Genomic DNA, 18,775 nt, shown 5'->3' with positions numbered 1-18,775 from the left:
CAGAGCGCACCGCTGTCGGTAAGCTGCGATTTTCAGTGCATTTCAATCGAATCGATAGATCCTAGCCGCGCTCGGGCTGGAAGCGCACGACAAAACCCTTGAGGTTCTGCTGACGGCTCAACAAATCACGCAGACGATCGGCCTCGGCACGTTCGATCAGCGGACCAACGAACACCCGATTTTTGCCATCGGCAGAGCGGATGTAAGCGTTGTAGCCCTGGCTGCGCAGGGTTTTCTGCAGGCTTTCGGCGCTGGCACGACTCGACAGGCTGGCCAGTTGCACCGACCAGCTGACTGACAGACCGTTGGCGTCGACGCGGCTCTGCGTGGTGTCAGGCTTGATCGGGGCCGCCGCAATCGGCTGGGCTGGTGCCGTTGTCGGCTTGGCCACCGGTGCCGGTGCCGGTGCAACCGGTTTGGCGACTGGAGCAGGCGCTGGCGCAGGCGCAATCGGCAGCGACGGCGCCGATTGCTCGGCCACTTCGTCATCGCTCGGCACTGGTTCTTGCGGCAGCGTTTGCGGCTCAGGCACGGCGACCGGCTCAAGCTGCACTTGCGGCACAGCCGGCGCTTGCGGCGCGGCGGGCGCCTCAACCGTCACCTGACGCTGCTCGTCCTGGCGGGAAAACAGCATCGGCAGGAAAATCACCGCCAGCGCCACCAGCACCAGCGCGCCAACCATGCGCTGCTTGTACGCTTTATCCAGCAAAGCCATTTGCCGCTTCCTCCGTGGAGCGCCGGGCCAGCCATTCGAGGGCCTCGGCGACACAATAAAATGATCCGAACAACAGAATCTCGTCGTCGCTGGTGGCCACTGCACATTGCCCTTCCAGCGCCGCCGCAACACTGTCATAGGACGTGACGGACGCGCCAAGGTTCTGCAGCGCAGCGTGCAATTCACTGGCCGGGCGCGAACGCGGCGAATCCAGTGGTGCGACCGCCCACTGCTGGACACTAGCATTCAATTCGCCGACAACGCCATCCAGATCCTTGTCGGCAAGCAAGCCGAACACCGCCAGGCGCTTGCCCACCAGCGGCCGACTGGCCAGGCGCCGCGCCAGATACTCCGCCGCGTGCGGGTTATGCCCCACATCCAGCAGCAGGTTCAGACGCTTGCCATTGAACTGAAACGAGCGACGATCCAGGCGACCCACCACGCGAGTCGCCTGCAAGGCCGCCACGATCTGCGCTGCATCCCACGGCAGACCGAGCAACAGATACGCCTGCAATGCCAGCGCCGCGTTTTCCATCGGCAAATCCAGCAGCGGCAGGTCGTGCAATTCGACCTGCTGACCTTGCGCATCGGTACCGCGCCACTGCCAATGCTGATCGGAAATACCGAGGTCGAAATCACGCCCACGCAGGAAAAACGGACACGCCAGTTCACGCGCCTTGTCGAGCAGGGGTTGCGGAGGGTTCAGATCGCCGCACAAGGCAGGTTTGCCCTGACGGAAAATCCCGGCCTTCTCGAAGGCTACGGATTCGCGGGTATTACCCAGGTACTCGGCATGATCGACGCCAATGCTGGTGACCAGCGCGATATCGGCGTCCACCACATTGACCGTATCCAGACGCCCACCCAGACCGACTTCCAGCACCACCGCATCGAGCCCGGCCTGCTGAAACAGCCAGAACGCCGCCAGGGTGCCCATTTCGAAGTAAGTCAGCGAGGTTTCGCCACGGCCGGCTTCAACCGCCGCAAAGGCGTCGCACAGCTGTGCGTCAGTGGCTTCGACGCCATTGAGCTGCACCCGCTCGTTGTAACGCAGCAGGTGCGGAGAATTGTAGACACCCACGCTCAGGCCCTGTGCCCGCAGCAACGAAGCCACGAATGCGCAGGTCGAACCCTTGCCGTTGGTGCCGGTGACCGTAATCACCCGAGGCGCCGGCTGGCCCAGCCCCATGCGGGACGCTACCTGTTGCGAACGCTCCAGCCCCATGTCGATGGCCGATGGATGCAACTGCTCAAGGTAGGCGAGCCACTCGCCAAGGGTACGCTCGGTCATACGTTGGCAGGCACCGGCGGAACGACGATTGGCTCGACTGGAGCGGCGATGTAGGTCGGTGTCGGCTGGCCGGTCAGTTGCGCCAGCAGATTGCCCAGACGTGGACGCAGTTCACGACGATCGATGATCAGGTCGATGGCGCCGTGCTCCAGCAGGAATTCGCTGCGCTGGAAGCCTTCCGGCAGTTTTTCCCGCACGGTCTGCTCGATCACACGTGGACCGGCGAAGCCGATCAGTGCTTTCGGCTCACCGACGATCACGTCGCCGAGCATCGCCAGACTGGCGGAAACGCCGCCGTAGACCGGGTCGGTCAGTACCGAGATGAACGGGATGCCTTCTTCACGCAGACGCGCCAGCACCGCCGAAGTCTTGGCCATCTGCATCAGCGAGATCAGCGCTTCCTGCATCCGCGCACCACCGGAAGCGGCGAAGCAGATCATCGGGCAACGGTTTTCCAGGGCGTAGTTGGCGGCGCGCACGAAGCGCTCACCGACGATGGCACCCATGGAACCGCCCATGAAGCTGAATTCGAACGCCGAAACCACCACCGGCATGCCCAGCAGGGTGCCGCTGACGGAGATCAGCGCGTCTTTTTCGCCGGTCTGCTTCTGTGCAGCGACCAGACGGTCCTTGTACTTCTTGCCGTCACGGAATTTCAGACGGTCAACCGGCTCCAGATCGGCACCCAGTTCGTTGCGGCCTTCGGCATCCAGAAAGATGTCGATGCGCGCCCGTGCGCCGATGCGCATGTGGTGGTTGCACTTGGGGCAAACGTCCAGGGTCTTTTCCAGCTCAGGGCGATACAGCACAGCCTCGCAGGACGGGCATTTGTGCCACAGACCTTCAGGCACCGAGCTCTTCTTGACCTCCGAACGCATGATCGAAGGGATCAGTTTGTCTACCAACCAGTTGCTCATGCTTTCTTTCTCCAGTACCGGCGGCCCGAACGCTCTGGTTCGCAGCCCCGCGTATGCCCTTCAGCTAAATTCATGTGTGTGGCGATGGTCGGTGGAACCCCGCGGTCAGCGCGAAACATGACCTGCGTGCAACTCCAAAAACCCTCAGCCTCGCCTGCTTTGTGCAAGTGCATTGATGGACGGCGGCAGACTGCCAGCCGTCACATCGAAGTAGGCGCTCCCTGTGAGCTTCTACGTACGGCATCGATGAACGCGCGGATCTTCGCATGATCCTTGATGCCCTTGCTCGCCTCTACCCCACCGCTGACATCGACCGCGTACGGCTTGACCCGGGCTACGGCGTCAGCGACGTTGTCCGGCGTCAGACCACCGGCCAGGATCAGCGGCTTGCTCAACTGTTGCGGAATCAATGACCAGTCGAACGCCTCGCCAGTTCCGCCAGGCACGCCTTCGACGTAGGTGTCGAGCAACACGCCACTGGCGCTCGGATAGGCATCGACGGCGGCCGCGATGTCGTCGCCGGCCTTGACCCGCAACGCCTTGATGTAGGGACGATGCCAGCCCTCGCACTCTTCGGCACTTTCATCGCCATGAAACTGCAGCAGATCCAGCGGCACGGCATCGAGGATTTCCCCCAACTCGCAGCGGCTGGCATTGACGAACAGGCCGACGGTGGTCACAAACGGCGGCAAGGCCCGGATGATCGCCCTCGCCTGCTGCGCGCTCACCGCCCGCGGGCTTTTCGCATAAAACACGAAACCGATGGCATCGGCCCCGGCCTCGACCGCTGCCAACGCATCTTCTATGCGGGTAATCCCGCAAATCTTGCTGCGAACGGCGGACATGTCGATAAAAACCTCAAGGCAAAACCGGGAAAGTCCCGGATGGTAACAAAAGCGTCCGGGGGCGTCAGCCGTCGAGGCCAGAGAAACCCGTAAGGAAATGTGGCCCGATGAAACGCTCGGGCAACGGGAACTCGTCGTGGTACTCGACCTGCACCAGATACAACCCATACGGATGCGCTGTCACTCCGCCGGAACGCCGCTCGCGACTCTCCAGCACTTCCTTCATCCACTCAACCGGGCGCTCGCCGGCACCAATCGTCATCAGAACACCGGCAATGTTACGCACCATGTGATGCAGGAACGCATTGGCGCGGATATCGAGCACGATCATCTTGCCGTGACGGGTCACGCGCAGGTGGTGCATTTTCTTGATCGGCGACTTGGCCTGGCACTGGCCGGCACGGAACGCACTGAAATCGTGGGTACCAATCAGGTACTGCGCCGCTTCAGCCATGCGCTCGACGTCCAGCGGGCGATGGTTCCAGGTGATTTCTTCGTTGAGATGCGCCGGACGAATCTGATCGTTATAGATCACGTAGCGATAACGTCGGGCGATAGCCTTGAACCGCGCATGGAAATGCGCCGGCATCACCCTGGCCCAGCTGACACTGATGTCGTGGGGCAGATTGATGTTGGCGCCCATCACCCAGGCCTTCAGCGAACGATCGACCGGCGTGTCGAAATGCACCACTTGCCCGCACGCATGCACCCCGGCATCGGTGCGACCGGCGCACTGCAACGAAATCGGCGAGTTGGCGACTTTCGACAAGGCTTTTTCGAGCTCTTCCTGCACCGTGGCGACACCCGTCAACTGACGCTGCCAGCCGCTGTAACGCGAGCCTTTGTACTCGACGCCCAGTGCCACACGGTAAAAGCCTTCGGGTGCCATTTCGGCGACCGGGTTATCTATGTTTGCCAAGGTGGGACAGCCTGCTGATCTACAAAGGCGGGCATTATAAGGCGGTGGACCGGGGATGCCAGAATTCTCTATCAGCGGTTCGGCCGCCATCGCGAGCAGGCTCACTCCTACAGGGGGAAAGCATTCCAACTGTAGGAGTGAGCCTGCTCGCGATGACGATAGCGCAGCCGCTACAGATACCCGCCCAAACAAAAACGGCAGCCTCAATGGGCTGCCGTTCTGTTTACTGCTGACGCTGAATCAAGCCAGGTGCGACAGCATTTCCTTGGCTTCGCCACGCTGCTTCTCGTCACCCTCGGTCAACACTTCGTTGAGGATGTCGCGGGCACCGTCGTTGTCACCCATGTCGATGTAGGCCTGGGCCAGATCGAGCTTGGTGGCCGCTTCATCAGTGCCGGCGAGGAAGTCGAAATCGTCTTCGCCCAGGTCATCACCCATCGCCGCATCGGCTTCGGTGAAGGTCGGCTCGGCAATGCTCTGCGACAGGCGATCCAGCTCGGCGTTGACGTCATTCAGCTCGGCGGCGAAGGCATCCGGTTCGGCCGGATTGCTGTCCATCTCGTCAGCCAGTGACAGATCGAAATCTGCCGGCAGCTCCAGATCGTCCTGTGGCGCTTCGTTCACCACGGCAGGCTCGACCGGCGACAGGTCTTTCACGCCTTCGTCCAGATCCAGCAGGAAGTCATCGTCCGCCAGGTCAGCCGCAGGGGCTGGCGCAGGTTCGGCACCGAGGTCCAGATCCAGGTCGAAGTCCGACAAGTCGTCGAGGTTTTCCTTGATTTCGGTCTGCTGCTGCAGCACCGATTCAAAGCTCAGATCGTCGTCTGCCGGGAATTCGTCCAGCTCCACCGGCGCTTCAGGCTCCACGACAGGGGCCGGCTCTACCGGAGTAATGTTGTCGAGGTCATCCAGGCTCAGGTCGAACGCGCTGTCCAGATCGTCTGCCACTGGCGCAGGCTCAGGTGCAGGCGCCTCAGGCTCGTCGAGCAGCAGGTCCTTGACGTATTGCGCGTCCAGCTCGGCAGCGACCGCCGCTGCCGCCAGACCCGCAACAGCCACGACGGCCATGGCCGGGAAGCGTTTTTTCAGTTCTTCGACCTTGGCGAAGTTGTCGCCATTGGCCACCAACTGACGCTCCTGACCGACGAACGCATCGCGATCGCCCTGCTGACCGTAGACCTCCATCAGTTTCAGGCGCAGGTCGCTGCGTTGCGGCTCAAGGCTGACACCCTCTTCCAGCAGCGCAGCAGCCTGATTCAGGCGACCGGCGTTGATGTGCGACTGGGCCTTGTCCAGCACGTCATCGGAACGCTCGGCAGCCGGCGCAACCAGTGGCGCCGCAATCGGCTCAGCCATCACCACTGGCGTCACGACCGCTGCCGGGGCTGGAGCAGGCGCGGGTACTGCGGTATTCAGCTTGACGCTGGCGGCAGGCACTTCCAGGCCTTCGAAGCTGCTTTCCGGCAGATCCTGTTCGGCGGAGAACTCTTGTTCCTCAGCCAGGGCACGCGCCATGCGCAGGTGCTTCTCGGCTTCCTGCTGGGCTTTACGGCGACGCGCCAGCAGCAACAACAGAAGCAGCAGCACCACCGCACCGCCACCGATCAGACCCAACAGGATCGGATTGGTCAGCAGCTCGTTGAAAGTCTTGTCTTCATCGACAGCCGGTTTCGGCGCGACGACTGGCGTCTCGGCAGGCGTGTCGACCGGTGGCGCAATCGCCGATTCCGGGGTAGGCGCAGCTTCTGCCGGGGTCGCTGGCGGTGTCGCGGCCAGTTCGGCCGTGATCGCCGGCACGGCAGCGTTGGCGGCTGGCGCAGCGCCCGTACCGTCAGCCTGCATTTTCGCCAGTTGGTTGTTCTTCAGCTCGATCAGGCGTTGCAGCTTGTCCAGCTGGCTTTGCAGATCGGACATGCGGCTTTTCAGTTCCTCGTTGTCACGACGGGTCGTGTCGAGGCTTTCCTGAGTGACCGCCAGCTTGTTGCTCAAGGCCTTGGCATCGCCGGCCGGGCCCTTGCCTCGCGCCTTGGCGCTTTCGGCGGAAACCAGGCTCAGGTTGTCTTTGGCATTCTGGCCGGCACCGGCATTGCTGCGACCCCGTTTGGTGGCATCGAGCTGCTGCTGGCCGGTACCCGGCTTGGCGACATAACGACGGCCCTGACGCCAGGCTTCGTTCTGCGCGGCCACTTCAGCGATCGCTTTCGATTGCGGCAGCGCGGTGCTTTCGACCGAGTCCGGCAGACGCAGCACCTGACCGGTTTTCAGCCGGTTGATGTTGCCGTCGATGAACGCGTCCGGGTTCAGCGCCTGAATCGCCAGCATGGTTTGCTGCACGGAGCCACCGGTGCGCGCCTTCGCGGCGATTTCCCACAGGGTATCGCGCGGCGTGGTGGTGTATTGATTCGGGTGTGTGGCCCCGGTGGTCGGCGCCGTGATGGTCTGCGACGGTGCCGGTTGCGCGGCGGCGTCAGCGGTTTGCGGCGAGAACTTCGACGGATCGAGCAGCACGCTGTAGTCGCGCAGCAGACGGCCGTTGGGCCACATCACCTGCACGAGGAATTTCACCATCGGTTCCGACAGCGGTTTGCTCGAGGTTACGCGCAGCACGCTTTTGCCGCTGGCGTTGAGCACCGGGGTGAAGGTCAGATCGTTGAGGAAGGCCTGGCGATCGACGCCGGCCTTGGCGAAATCTTCCGGCGAAGCCAGGCTCGGCACCACTTCGGCAGCGGTGAGATCCTTGACGTCGAGCAGCTCGATTTCGGCCACCAGCGGCTGGTTCAGGGTCGACTTCAGGGTCAGCTCCCCGAGCCCGAGGGCATGCGCCATACCGGAGGACAGCGCCGAGGCGGCCGCTATTGCTAACACCAGTTTGCGAACTTGAACCATAGCCTCATCCTTTGTTTGAACGTTCCTCGGCCAGCGAGAAGATGTTGATTGCCGCTGCCGTAAGGCATTGCGCGCGACGACGACAGACTGCCGCGCGCGATCATTTCTTTGATGCCCCGGAAAGTCCCGGAGGGTGACACGTTATCAAGTGCTCCGGGCAAGCATAGCGCTCACCTAGAATCAGTCGACAAATTGTTGCCAAGTATCTTTTACAGCAGGTCTTTTATCAACAATTCAGCAACCTGCACAGCATTGAGGGCTGCGCCTTTGCGTACGTTATCTGACGTCAGCCACAGATTAAGTTCCGCCGGGTCGTCGACTCCGCTGCGCACGCGACCGACATAGACCACGTCCTGCCCCACCGCGTCACCCACCGCCGTCGGGTAATCGCCGGCTTCGACCAGCTCTATGCCGGGTGCATCTTCAAGTGCAGCGTTGACCTTTTCCAGGTCGACCGCGCTCGCTGACTGCAAGGTCACGCTATAGCTATCGCCAAAAAACACCGGGGCTTGAACGCAAGTTGCGGAAATCTTTAATAAAGGCTGCGCCAGCACCTGACGCAACTCGCGCACCAGGCGTTTTTCCAGCAACGTGTGGCCGTGGGCGTCCGGGGTGCCGACCTGGGCCAGCAGGTTGAAGGCCATCTGCCGATCGAAGAAAGTCGGCTCCAGCGGACGCATATTCAGCAGCTCGGCGGTCTGCCGCGCCAACTCGGTCACGGCTTCGCGACCTTGCGCGGACACGGCCAGATTGGCGGTAACGTTGACGTATTGCAGGTCGATCAAGTCCAGCAGCGGCGCCAGCACCACAGCCAGCGTCGTGGCCGACGGGCTTGGGCTGCTGACCTGGAACGGCGCTTTCAGACCGGCGATGACCTCAGCATTGGCTTCCGGCACCACTTGCGGCGCCTGCTCGGCCGGCAATGCGCCGGAGAGGTCGATCAACGAGCAACCGGCCGCATGGACCCGCGCCGCGTAGCTCAGCGAGATCGCCGGGCCGGCGGCGAAGAACACCAGTTTGACCTTGCTGAAATCGAACTCGTCGACTTCGCGCACGCGCACGTTCTTGTTGCGGAACAGCACCGAACTGCCGGCGGATTCGCTGCTGGCCAGCAGGTGCAGGTTGCCGACCGGGAAGTCGCGCTCTTCGAGAATCTGTACGAGGGTTTCGCCGACAGTACCGGTGGCGCCGACGACGGCAATATCAAGGGTCTGGGTCATGGTGCTACCTCTGGCGAAACGGGGGGAGCGGCACTTTACCGGGTGACTGCCATGCAGGCAATTTCTGCCGGGCATTTGCGGCGTCTGCACCGGCCTCATCGCGAGCAGGCTCACTCCTACAGTGATCGGTGTTGATCAGAAAATTTGTGTACACCACCCTCCTTTGTAGGAGTGGGCCTGCTCGCGATGCGGCCCGCCCGGGCAACCGAGAACCATCAGCCATAAAAAAACCCGCACCTCTCACAAGGCGCGGGTTCTTTCACGGCTCAAGCGATCAACGCTCCAGCAGGATCCGCAGCATGCGGCGCAGCGGTTCGGCCGCGCCCCACAGCAGTTGGTCGCCGACGGTGAAAGCACCGACGAATTGCGAACCCATGTTCAGCTTGCGCAGACGACCCACCGGGACATTCAGGGTGCCGGTGACCTTGGTCGGGCTCAGCTCCTGCATGCTGATGTCGCGGTTGTTCGGCACCAGTTTGACCCAAGGGTTGTGCTGGCTGATCAGCCCTTCGATGTCGGCGATTGGCACGTCTTTGTTCAGTTTGATGGTCAGCGCCTGGCTGTGGCAACGCATGGCGCCGATGCGCACGCAGATGCCGTCGACCGGGATCGGGCTCTTGAAGCGGCCGAGGATCTTGTTGGTCTCGGCCTGGGCCTTCCACTCTTCGCGGCTTTGGCCGTTCGGCAGTTCCTTGTCGATCCACGGGATCAGGCTGCCGGCCAGCGGTACGCCGAAGTTTTCGGTCGGGTATGCGTCGCTGCGCATGGCTTCGGCAACACGACGGTCGATGTCGAGGATCGCGCTGGCCGGATCGGCCAGTTGATCGGCAACTGCCGCGTGGGTCGCGCCCATCTGCTTGATCAGTTCACGCATGTTCTGCGCGCCGGCACCGGAGGCCGCCTGATACGTCATGGCGCTCATCCACTCGACCAGACCGGCTTCGAACAGGCCGCCCAGGCCCATCAGCATCAGGCTGACGGTGCAGTTGCCGCCGATGTAGTTCTTGGTGCCCGCGTCCAGTTGCTGGTCGATGACCTTGCGGTTGACCGGATCGAGAATGATCACCGCGTCATCGTTCATCCGCAGGCTGGAGGCCGCGTCGATCCAGTAACCCTGCCAGCCGGCTTCGCGCAGCTTCGGGAACACTTCGCTGGTGTAGTCGCCACCCTGGCAGGTCAGGATCACGTCGAGGGTTTTCAGCTCTTCAATGCTGTAAGCGTCCTTGAGCGGAGCAATGTCCTTGCCCACGGACGGGCCTTGGCCACCGACATTGGAAGTGGTGAAAAACACCGGCTCGATAAGATCGAAATCCTGCTCTTCCAGCATCCGCTGCATGAGCACGGAACCGACCATGCCGCGCCAACCGATCAGACCTACACGTTTCATCGCAACTACACCTTCTTGAAAAGTGGGCCACTGCTTTGTATTGAATTTCGCAGTGGGCCCGAGAGATTACAGATTCCGCAGCGCGGCGACTACTGCGTCACCCATTTCCTGCGTACCGACTTTAGTGCAACCGGCCGAATAGATGTCACCGGTGCGCAGACCTTGATCCAGCACCACGCTGACGGCCTTCTCGATGGCATCGGCCGCATCGTGCAGATTGAAGCTGTAACGCAACATCATCGACACCGAAAGAATGGTTGCCAGCGGGTTGGCAATGCCTTTGCCGGCGATGTCCGGCGCCGAACCGTGGCAAGGCTCGTACATGCCCTTGTTGTTCGAATCCAGCGAGGCCGACGGCAGCATGCCGATGGAGCCGGTGAGCATCGACGCTTCGTCGGACAGGATGTCGCCAAACATGTTGTCGGTGACGATCACGTCGAACTGCTTCGGTGCGCGCACCAGTTGCATGGCGGCGTTGTCGACGTACATGTGGCTCAGTTCGACTTCAGGGTAATCCTTGGCGACCTGCTCGACCACTTCACGCCACAGTTGGCTGGACGCCAGTACGTTGGCCTTGTCCACCGAACACAGCTTCTTGCCACGGACCATGGCCATGTCGAAACCGACACGGGCGATGCGGCGGATTTCGCTTTCGCTGTACGGCAGGGTGTCGTAGGACTGACGCTCACCGTTTTCCAGGGTACGGGTGCCGCGCGGCGCGCCGAAGTAGATGCCGCCGGTCAGCTCACGCACGATCAGGATGTCCAGACCGGCAACGATTTCCGGCTTGAGGCTCGAAGCATCGGCCAGTTGCGGATACAGGATCGCCGGACGCAGGTTGCCGAACAGGCCCAGTTGCGCACGGATTTTCAGCAGACCGCGTTCAGGGCGGATGTCACGCTCGATGGTGTCCCATTTCGGGCCGCCCACCGCGCCCAGCAGCACGGCGTCGGCAGCACGGGCACGGTCGAGGGTTTCGTCGGCCAGCGGCACGCCGTGCTTGTCGATGGCAGCGCCACCGATCACGTCATGGCTCAGCTCGAAGCCCAGGCTGTACTTGTCGTTGGCCAATTCCAGAACCTTGACCGCTTCGGCCATGATTTCCGGACCAATACCGTCACCTGGGAGAATCAGAATCTGCTTGCTCATGCTTTCCTCGTGTCTTCAGTCGGTGCGCCACTGGTGGCGCGCCGGGAAAAATGCTTAGCGTTCGGCCATCAATACGATTACATCTGTACTGAACGAGCCGTCGGCATCAATCTCAAAATATTCGCGCACTTCGTTGCCCATCGACTGCTGCAACTGGCGGATCGCCGCGCGCATCACTTCGGGGGTGCGCATGCGCTCGACCCAACTGCTGTACTCCAGACGCAGCCGCTGACGCGTGGTGCTGCGGGCATGCAGCCCCGCCTCGCTGACCTGACGCAACCACTCACCGGCGGAATAATCGCGCACATGGCTGGTGTCGCGCAGCACTTCAACGCTCTGCAGGTAAGTGTCGAACAATGGGCTGCCCGGTGACAACACGTCGACGAACGCCGCCACGCCACCCGGTTTCAGCACCCGACGCACTTCGCGCAGGGCCACGCCGAGGTCGCTCCAATGGTGCGCCGAATAACGGCTGAACACGAAGTCGAACTCGCCATCGGCAAACGGCAGACGCTCGGCGGCGCCGTTGACCGTGGCAATGTTGGCAAACCCGCGATCCACGGCAGCGGCGGCAACCACGTCGAGCATCTGCTGCGACAGGTCGTAGGCCACCACTTCCTTGACCAGCGGCGCCACATGAAAACTCACATGACCGGCACCGCAACCCAAATCCAGCACCCGGGCGTCGCCCTGCCCCGCCAGCTCAGCCTGTAGCAGCGCAAATTCAGTGCCTTGAGCGTGAACGGCGCTGCTCAGGTAGGCGGCGGCCTGTTCACCGAATTGCTTTTGTACGACCTGAGTGTGCTGGGCGGTGCTGGTCATGAGGACTTCCTTTTGGGTTGGAGTCTTGTATTGCCTTTGCGGACCTCATCGCGAGCAGGCTCACTCCTACATTTGGAATGCGTTCCCCCTGTAGGAGTGAGCCTGCTCGCGATGGCGTCATTCGCCATACGCAAATCAAGCGTCGCGGAACAACCAAGGCTGGCTCACGCGATGCTTGGCTTCGAACGCCGCAATTGCATCGCCGTCCTGCAAGGTCAGACCGATATCGTCCAGACCATTGAGCAAGCAATGCTTGCGGAACGCGTCGATCTCGAAGCTGTAGACCTTGCCATCCGGACGGGTCACGGTCTGCGCCTGCAGATCGATCTGCAATTGATAGCCCGGCTCGGCTTCAACCTGCTTGAACAATTCATCGACTTCAGCGTCACTCAAGATGATCGGCAGCAAGCCGTTCTTGAAGCTGTTGTTGAAGAAGATGTCGGCGTAGCTCGGCGCGATGATGCTGCGGAAGCCGTATTCCTCCAGCGCCCATGGCGCGTGTTCACGGCTGGAGCCGCAACCGAAGTTCTCGCGGGCCAACAATACGCTGGCGCCTTGATAACGCTCGGCGTTGAGCACGAACTCCTTGTTCAGCGGGCGTTTGGAGTTGTCCTGGTACGGCTGGCCGACATCCAGGTAACGCCACTCGTCAAACAGGTTCGGACCGAAACCGGTGCGCTTGATCGACTTCAAAAACTGCTTCGGAATGATCTGGTCGGTGTCGACGTTGGCACGATCCAGAGGCGCGACAAGACCCGTGTGCTGAGTAAATGCCTTCATCGTTACTGTGCTCCTTGGATCAATTCACGAACGTCGATGAAACGACCGTTCACCGCCGCCGCAGCGGCCATGGCCGGGCTGACGAGGTGGGTACGACCACCGGCACCCTGACGGCCTTCAAAGTTGCGGTTGGAGGTCGAGGCGCAATGCTCGCCCGATTCCAAACGGTCCGGGTTCATCGCCAGGCACATCGAGCAACCCGGCTCGCGCCATTCGAAACCGGCTTCGAGGAAGATCTTGTCCAGACCTTCAGCCTCGGCCTGCGCTTTCACCAGACCCGAGCCCGGCACCACAATGGCCTGCTTGATGGTCGAGGCCACTTTGCGACCCTTGGCGATCACGGCCGCCGCACGCAAGTCCTCGATGCGCGAGTTGGTGCAGGAGCCGATGAACACGCGGTCCAGCTGAATGTCGGTGATTGCCTGATTGGCGCTCAAACCCATGTATTTCAAGGCGCGGACGATCGAGTCGCGCTTGACCAGGTCCATCTCTTTGGCCGGGTCCGGCACGTTCTGGTCAACCGCCAACACCATTTCCGGGGACGTGCCCCAGCTGACTTGCGGCTTGATCTGCGCAGCGTCCAGTTCGACTACGGTGTCGAATTTGGCGTCGGCATCGGACACCAGGTCTTTCCAGGCTTCGACGGCCTGATCCCACTGCGCGCCTTTGGGGGCGAACGGACGGCCCTTGACGTACTCGACGGTCTTCTCGTCGGCCGCCACCAGGCCCACACGGGCGCCGGCTTCGATGGACATGTTGCAGATGGTCATGCGGCCTTCGACGGACAGGTCGCGGATCGCGCTGCCAGCGAATTCGATGGCATGGCCGTTACCGCCGGCGGTGCCGATCTTGCCGATCACCGCGAGGACGATGTCCTTGGCGGTCACGCCGAACGGCAACTGGCCTTCAACGCGCACCAGCATGTTCTTCATTTTTTTGGCGACCAGGCACTGAGTGGCGAGCACGTGCTCGACCTCGGAGGTGCCGATACCGTGCGCCAGTGCACCGAAGGCGCCATGGGTCGAGGTGTGCGAGTCGCCGCAGACCACAGTCATGCCCGGCAAGGTCGCGCCCTGTTCCGGGCTGATCACGTGAACGATGCCCTGACGGATGTCGTTCATCTTGAACTCGACGATGCCGTATTCATCACAGTTGTCATCGAGGGTTTGAACCTGCAAACGCGAAACCTGATCGGCAATGGCTGCGATGCCGCCCTTGCGCTCCGGGGTCGTCGGTACGTTGTGGTCCGGGGTCGCGATGTTGGCATCGATGCGCCAAGGCTTGCGCCCGGCCAGACGCAGACCTTCGAAGGCTTGCGGCGAGGTCACTTCGTGGATGATGTGACGATCGATATAGATCAGCGCCGAGCCATCGTCGCGCTGCTTGACCAAATGCGAATCCCAGAGCTTGTCGTAGAGCGTTTTGCCGGCCATCAGACGGTTCCTCATCAGCTTGTTTCTATGCCCTGGGTTTATCAATAACCCTTTGGCTTGTGAGGCCGATCCTATGGGGTTAGATTAAATAACTCAAATTCATATTTTTTATGCTTTGGATAACAAACTGGAATACGACTCATGGATCTGGCCAACCTCAACGCTTTTATCGCCATCGCCGAGACCGGCAGCTTCTCCGGCGCCGGAGAACGCCTGCATTTGACGCAGCCGGCGATCAGCAAACGCATCGCCGGGCTGGAGCAACAATTGAAGGTGCGGCTGTTCGATCGACTGGGCCGTGAGGTCGGTCTGACCGAGGCCGGCCGTGCCCTGCTGCCCCGGGCTTATCAGATTCTCAACGTGCTGGACGACACCCGCCGCGCCCTGACCAACCTGACCGGCGAAGTCAGCGGCCGCCTGACGCTGGCCACCAGTCACCACATCGGCCTGCACCGCTTGCCGCCGCTGTTAAGGGAGTTCACCCGCCGCTACCCACAAGTGGCGCTGGATATTCAGTTCCTCGATTCGGAAGTGGCCTACGAGGAAATTCTCCATGGCCGCGCCGAACTGGCGGTCATCACCCTGGCGCCAGAGCCGCACACCCTGGTCAAAGCCACACCGGTGTGGGACGACCCGCTGGATTTCGTGGTGGCACCGGAGCATTCGCTGATCAGCAACGGCGCGGTGAATCTGGCGGACATTGCCGGTCATCCGGCGGTTTTCCCCGGCGGCAACACCTTTACCCACCATATTGTCCAACGCTTATTCGAGGCTCAGGGGCTGACGCCGAACATCGCCATGAGTACCAATTACCTGGAAACCATCAAAATGATGGTCTCCATCGGTCTGGCCTGGAGTGTTCTGCCGCGCACCATGCTTGATGAACAGGTCGCGCGCATACCTTTGCCGGGCATACAGCTCAGTCGCCAGCTAGGCTATATCGTGCACACCGAACGGACGCTGTCGAACGCGGCAAGGGCTTTCATGGCCTTGCTGGATGCACAAATCGATCTGCCAGGGACTCCCGGCTAACTTGTGCTAGTTCTATAGAGCCGCTGTCCCTGTGCCTAACGCCACCATCCGCTCAAGGCCCGTTAACAATGCCGAAATCTGTTGACCGAATTCCGCCGATGCCGCGTATTCAGGCCATTGATCCACGACGTTCCGAGCAGAGCTGGGAGAGTGCGCCGCAATTGCTCGCTGCGCTCAATGGCGCCCGGCTCGGCGCCTGGTATTGGGACATCGAGCGCGGGCAGATCAGCTGGTCACGGGGCACCCAGGCGCTGTTCGGCTTCGATCCACGGCAACCGCTGCCGCAGGATCTGGAATACCTCGACCTGTTGCCGCCCGAAGACCGGGCCAAAACCGTTCGCGCCTTCCACGCAGTGATTGCCGGCGCGCCGCTGGAACAGGCGATGCACCACCGCATCCGCTGGCCTGACGGCAGCCTGCACTGGCTGGAGATCAGCGGCAGCCTGCTGCCGGACAAACACGGCCGCCCCCGAATGATCGGGGTGATTCGCGAAATCACCCACCAGCGCCAACGCGAGCAGGCCCTGAGCAGTTCGGAGAAACGTTTTGCCACACTCTTTCATCTATGCCCGAACATGGTGCTGCTGACACGCCAGGAAGACGGCCTGATCACCGAGGCCAACCAGTATTTCGAAAGCCTGTTCGGCTGGCCGGTGCAGAGCGCCATTGGCCGCACCACTCTGGAACTGGGCTTGTGGGTGTACCCGGAACAACGCGCTGAACTGGTGAAAAAGACCAAGGCCAAAGGCGACCTGGTGAGCATGGAAGTGCAGTTCCGCGCCAGCAACGGGCAGATTCATGACGGCATCCTCAGCGCGCAGAAGGTCGAACTCGAAGGCCAGCCCTACCTGCTCAGCACCTTTCTCGACACCACCGAACGCAAAGCCGCCGAACACGCCCTGAAAGACAGCCAGGAACGCCTCGATCTGGCGCTGGACTCGGCGCAGCTCGGCACCTGGGACTGGCACATCCCCAGCGGCATGCTCTACGGCTCGGCGCGCGCCGCGCAGTTGCACGGGCTGGAGCCGATCCCGTTTCACGAGTCGTTCGAAGAATTTTTCGAAGGTGTGCCTGGCGAAGAGCGCGACAGCATGCGCGATGCCTACCGCAGCCTGCGCGAAGGCCCGGCCGGCAACTATCAACTGACTTATCGCGTGCAACTGCCGGACGGCAGCTCGCGCTATCTGGAAAGCCGCGCCCGCCTCTACCGCGACGATAACGGCGCACCGCTGCGCATGGCCGGGACGTTGCTGGACATCACCGATCAGGTTGAGCGCGAGCAACGCCTGGTGGCTTCGGAAGAGAAATTCGCCACGTTGTTCCAGGTCAGCCCCGACCCGATCTGCGTGACCCGACAGGACAGCGGCGAATTCATCGAAATCAATAACAGCTTCACCCAGACCTTCGGCTGGAGCGCCGCCGATGTGATCGGCCGCACCGCCGAAGACATCGGCTTGTGGGACGCTTCGGCGAAGAGCCTGCAACGCATCGAACGGGTGATCCGCGAACAGGGCCTGAGCAATGTCGCGATCATCGTCCAGCACAAGGACGGCCAGTCGCTGACCTGCGTGATTTCCAGTCGGCAGATCAGCGTCGGCGATCAGCCATGCATCGTCACCACCCTGCGCGACATCACCCAACAGCAGCGCTCCGAAGCCGCACTCAAGGCCAGCGAAGAGAAATTCGCCAAGGCGTTTCACTCCAGCCCCGATGCGATCACCATCACCGAGCGTGACACTGGACGCTACCTGGAGGTCAACGACGGTTTCTGCCGCCTCACCGGCTATCGGGCCGACGAGGTGGTGGGCAAAACCGTGTACCAGATCGGTATCTGGGCCGAGGAAAAACAACGCTCGGCGCTGCTCGCCGAGCTGCAGATCAAGGGCCGCGTGCACCATCAGGAAATGCTCGGGCGCAACAAGCGCGGCGAGCTGCTGACCGTCGAAGTGTCGATCGAACCGATCACCCTCAACGAAACCGCGTGCCTGCTGTTGACGGCCCGGGACGTCAGCCTGCTGAAAAACGCCGAAGCGCAGATTCGCCATCTGGCCTATCACGACCCGCTGACCAACCTGCCCAACCGCGCCTTGCTGATGGATCGCCTGAGCCAGCAGATCGCCCTGCTCAAGCGCCACAATCTGCGCGGGGCGCTACTGTTCCTCGACCTCGATCACTTCAAGCACATCAACGACTCGCTGGGTCACCCGGTCGGCGACACGGTGCTGAAAATCATCACCGCGCGGCTCGAAGCCAGCGTGCGCATGGAAGACACCGTCGCGCGTCTGGGTGGCGATGAATTCGTGGTACTGCTCAGTGGTCTGGAGGGCACGCGCAACGAGGTCAGCGCACAGGTGCGGGAACTGGCCGATACCCTCCGCGAGCTGCTGTCGGAACCGATGTTCCTCGACGGCCAGCGCCTGCAAGTGACGCCGAGCATCGGCGTGGCGCTGATCCCCGACCACGGCTCGACCCCGACCGACCTGCTCAAGCGCGCCGACATCGCGCTGTACCGGGCCAAGGATTCCGGGCGCAACACCACGCAGATGTACCACAACACCATGCAGAAAGCAGCCAGCGAACGGCTGCGCATGGAGACCGATCTGCGTCTGGCGCTGTCCCGGGGCGAATTCAACGTGCACTACCAGCCGCAGGTCGACGCACAGGACAACCGTATCATCGGCGCCGAAGCCCTGGTGCGCTGGAACCACCCGGAACTCGGCGCGCAATCGCCCACCGAATTCATCAAGGTGCTGGAGGACAGCGGCCTGATTCTGGAAGTCGGCACCTGGATCCTCGACGAGGCTTGCAAGGCATTCAAACAATTGATCGCCTTGAAACTGGTCGACCCGCTCAATTTCAGCCTGTGCGTGAACATCAGCCCGCGGCAGTTCCGCCAGAACGACTTCGTCGAACGCATCGAACACAGCATGAGCAGCCATGGCCTGCCCTGCTCACTGCTGAAACTGGAGATCACCGAAGGCATCGTCATCCAGAACCTGGACGACACCATCAGCAAGATGCGCCGCCTGAAAAAACTCGGCGTGAGTTTCGCCATGGACGACTTCGGCACCGGTTATTCATCGCTGACCTACCTCAAGCGCCTGCCGGTGGACACCTTGAAAATCGATCAGTCGTTCGTCCGCGATGCGACCACCGACCCTAACGACGCCGAGATCATCCGCGCCATCGTCGCCATGGCTCGCAGTCTGGAGCTGGAGGTGATTGCCGAAGGCGTGGAAACACCGGAACAACTGGTGTTTTTGCAGGGGCTCGGCTGCCATTTGTATCAGGGTTATCTGCACAGTCGGCCGGTGGCGCTGGAGGAACTGAAAACGATGCTGGCGAGACGCGTGCAGCTTGCAACAGATCAATAATTGTC

14 protein-coding genes are annotated in these 18,775 nt (G+C 61.7%); 2 read left to right on the top strand and 12 right to left on the bottom strand.

Annotated features, from left to right (window positions below; translation table 11 throughout):
• Positions 1-61 precede the first annotated feature (61 nt).
• From KKQ10_RS24450 to leuC, 12 genes are all read right to left on the bottom strand, one after another.
• Positions 62-715, bottom strand: a complete 654-nt coding sequence (locus KKQ10_RS24450; RefSeq protein WP_215502504.1) for an SPOR domain-containing protein — start codon at positions 713-715, stop codon at positions 62-64.
• Positions 699-2,006 carry a bifunctional tetrahydrofolate synthase/dihydrofolate synthase gene (gene folC / locus KKQ10_RS24445; RefSeq protein WP_215502503.1) on the bottom strand — a complete coding sequence of 436 codons (1,308 nt, stop codon included), beginning with the start codon at positions 2,004-2,006 and terminating at the stop codon, positions 699-701. Before folC ends, KKQ10_RS24450 begins: the two co-directional genes overlap by 17 nt.
• Positions 2,003-2,923, bottom strand: coding sequence for an acetyl-CoA carboxylase, carboxyltransferase subunit beta (accD, locus tag KKQ10_RS24440; protein WP_127650418.1), 921 nt, complete (start codon positions 2,921-2,923; stop codon positions 2,003-2,005). The genes folC and accD overlap by 4 nt, the downstream gene beginning before the upstream one ends.
• Positions 2,924-3,123: 200 nt before the next feature.
• A complete protein-coding gene (locus KKQ10_RS24435; protein ID WP_215502502.1) occupies positions 3,124-3,768 on the bottom strand; it encodes a phosphoribosylanthranilate isomerase in 645 nt (214 codons plus the stop codon).
• A gap of 64 nt (positions 3,769-3,832) precedes the next feature.
• Positions 3,833-4,657, bottom strand: coding sequence for a tRNA pseudouridine(38-40) synthase TruA (gene truA, locus KKQ10_RS24430; protein WP_064588347.1), 825 nt, complete (start codon positions 4,655-4,657; stop codon positions 3,833-3,835).
• Between the two features lie 270 nt (positions 4,658-4,927).
• Positions 4,928-7,573 carry a motility hub landmark protein FimV gene (locus tag KKQ10_RS24425; RefSeq protein WP_215502501.1) on the bottom strand — a complete coding sequence of 882 codons (2,646 nt, stop codon included), beginning with the start codon at positions 7,571-7,573 and terminating at the stop codon, positions 4,928-4,930.
• 209 nt (positions 7,574-7,782) lie between these two features.
• Positions 7,783-8,793: an aspartate-semialdehyde dehydrogenase gene (locus KKQ10_RS24420; protein WP_215502500.1), complete on the bottom strand. Its 1,011-nt coding sequence runs from the start codon at positions 8,791-8,793 to the stop codon at positions 7,783-7,785.
• 274 nt (positions 8,794-9,067) lie between these two features.
• Positions 9,068-10,180, bottom strand: a complete 1,113-nt coding sequence (gene asd, locus KKQ10_RS24415; RefSeq protein ID WP_003226428.1) for an aspartate-semialdehyde dehydrogenase — start codon at positions 10,178-10,180, stop codon at positions 9,068-9,070.
• A 66-nt stretch (positions 10,181-10,246) separates the two neighbouring features.
• Positions 10,247-11,329 carry a 3-isopropylmalate dehydrogenase gene (gene leuB, locus KKQ10_RS24410; RefSeq protein ID WP_003226430.1) on the bottom strand — a complete coding sequence of 361 codons (1,083 nt, stop codon included), beginning with the start codon at positions 11,327-11,329 and terminating at the stop codon, positions 10,247-10,249.
• Positions 11,330-11,383: 54 nt separating this feature from the next.
• Positions 11,384-12,151, bottom strand: coding sequence for a class I SAM-dependent methyltransferase (locus KKQ10_RS24405; protein ID WP_215502499.1), 768 nt, complete (start codon positions 12,149-12,151; stop codon positions 11,384-11,386).
• 135 nt (positions 12,152-12,286) lie between these two features.
• Positions 12,287-12,931 carry a 3-isopropylmalate dehydratase small subunit gene (gene leuD / locus KKQ10_RS24400; RefSeq protein ID WP_127650408.1) on the bottom strand — a complete coding sequence of 215 codons (645 nt, stop codon included), beginning with the start codon at positions 12,929-12,931 and terminating at the stop codon, positions 12,287-12,289.
• 2 nt (positions 12,932-12,933) lie between these two features.
• Entirely contained in the window at positions 12,934-14,364 is a 1,431-nt protein-coding gene (gene leuC / locus KKQ10_RS24395; RefSeq protein ID WP_127650406.1) for a 3-isopropylmalate dehydratase large subunit, read from the bottom strand.
• Positions 14,365-14,505: 141 nt separating this feature from the next.
• On the opposite strand from leuC, the gene KKQ10_RS24390 reads away from it, so the two are divergent.
• Both KKQ10_RS24390 and KKQ10_RS24385 read left to right on the top strand, forming a co-directional pair.
• Entirely contained in the window at positions 14,506-15,396 is an 891-nt protein-coding gene (locus KKQ10_RS24390; RefSeq protein WP_127650404.1) for a LysR family transcriptional regulator, read from the top strand.
• 68 nt (positions 15,397-15,464) lie between these two features.
• A complete protein-coding gene (locus tag KKQ10_RS24385; protein WP_215502498.1) occupies positions 15,465-18,770 on the top strand; it encodes a sensor domain-containing protein in 3,306 nt (1,101 codons plus the stop codon).
• The last annotated feature ends 5 nt before the right edge of the window (positions 18,771-18,775 follow it).

The organism is Pseudomonas sp. MG-9 (assembly GCF_018729515.1).
In the GTDB taxonomy this organism is placed as follows: Bacteria; Pseudomonadota; Gammaproteobacteria; order Pseudomonadales; family Pseudomonadaceae; genus Aquipseudomonas; species Aquipseudomonas serboccidentalis.
This window is presented reverse-complemented; position numbering and strand designations above follow the sequence as displayed.

Bases quoted from the DNA above. Each gene is read 5' to 3' on its own strand.
- KKQ10_RS24450 (WP_215502504.1), bottom strand. From the start codon at position 715: ATGGCTTTGCTGGATAAAGCGTACAAGCAGCGCATGGTTGGCGCGCTG.
- folC (WP_215502503.1), bottom strand. From the start codon at position 2,006: ATGACCGAGCGTACCCTTGGCGAGTGGCTCGCCTACCTTGAGCAGTTG.
- accD (WP_127650418.1), bottom strand. From the start codon at position 2,923: ATGAGCAACTGGTTGGTAGACAAACTGATCCCTTCGATCATGCGTTCG.
- KKQ10_RS24435 (WP_215502502.1), bottom strand. From the start codon at position 3,768: ATGTCCGCCGTTCGCAGCAAGATTTGCGGGATTACCCGCATAGAAGAT.
- truA (WP_064588347.1), bottom strand. From the start codon at position 4,657: ATGGCACCCGAAGGCTTTTACCGTGTGGCACTGGGCGTCGAGTACAAA.
- KKQ10_RS24425 (WP_215502501.1), bottom strand. From the start codon at position 7,573: ATGGTTCAAGTTCGCAAACTGGTGTTAGCAATAGCGGCCGCCTCGGCG.
- KKQ10_RS24420 (WP_215502500.1), bottom strand. From the start codon at position 8,793: ATGACCCAGACCCTTGATATTGCCGTCGTCGGCGCCACCGGTACTGTC.
- asd (WP_003226428.1), bottom strand. From the start codon at position 10,180: ATGAAACGTGTAGGTCTGATCGGTTGGCGCGGCATGGTCGGTTCCGTG.
- leuB (WP_003226430.1), bottom strand. From the start codon at position 11,329: ATGAGCAAGCAGATTCTGATTCTCCCAGGTGACGGTATTGGTCCGGAA.
- KKQ10_RS24405 (WP_215502499.1), bottom strand. From the start codon at position 12,151: ATGACCAGCACCGCCCAGCACACTCAGGTCGTACAAAAGCAATTCGGT.
- leuD (WP_127650408.1), bottom strand. From the start codon at position 12,931: ATGAAGGCATTTACTCAGCACACGGGTCTTGTCGCGCCTCTGGATCGT.
- leuC (WP_127650406.1), bottom strand. From the start codon at position 14,364: ATGGCCGGCAAAACGCTCTACGACAAGCTCTGGGATTCGCATTTGGTC.
- KKQ10_RS24390 (WP_127650404.1), top strand. From the start codon at position 14,506: ATGGATCTGGCCAACCTCAACGCTTTTATCGCCATCGCCGAGACCGGC.
- KKQ10_RS24385 (WP_215502498.1), top strand. From the start codon at position 15,465: ATGCCGAAATCTGTTGACCGAATTCCGCCGATGCCGCGTATTCAGGCC.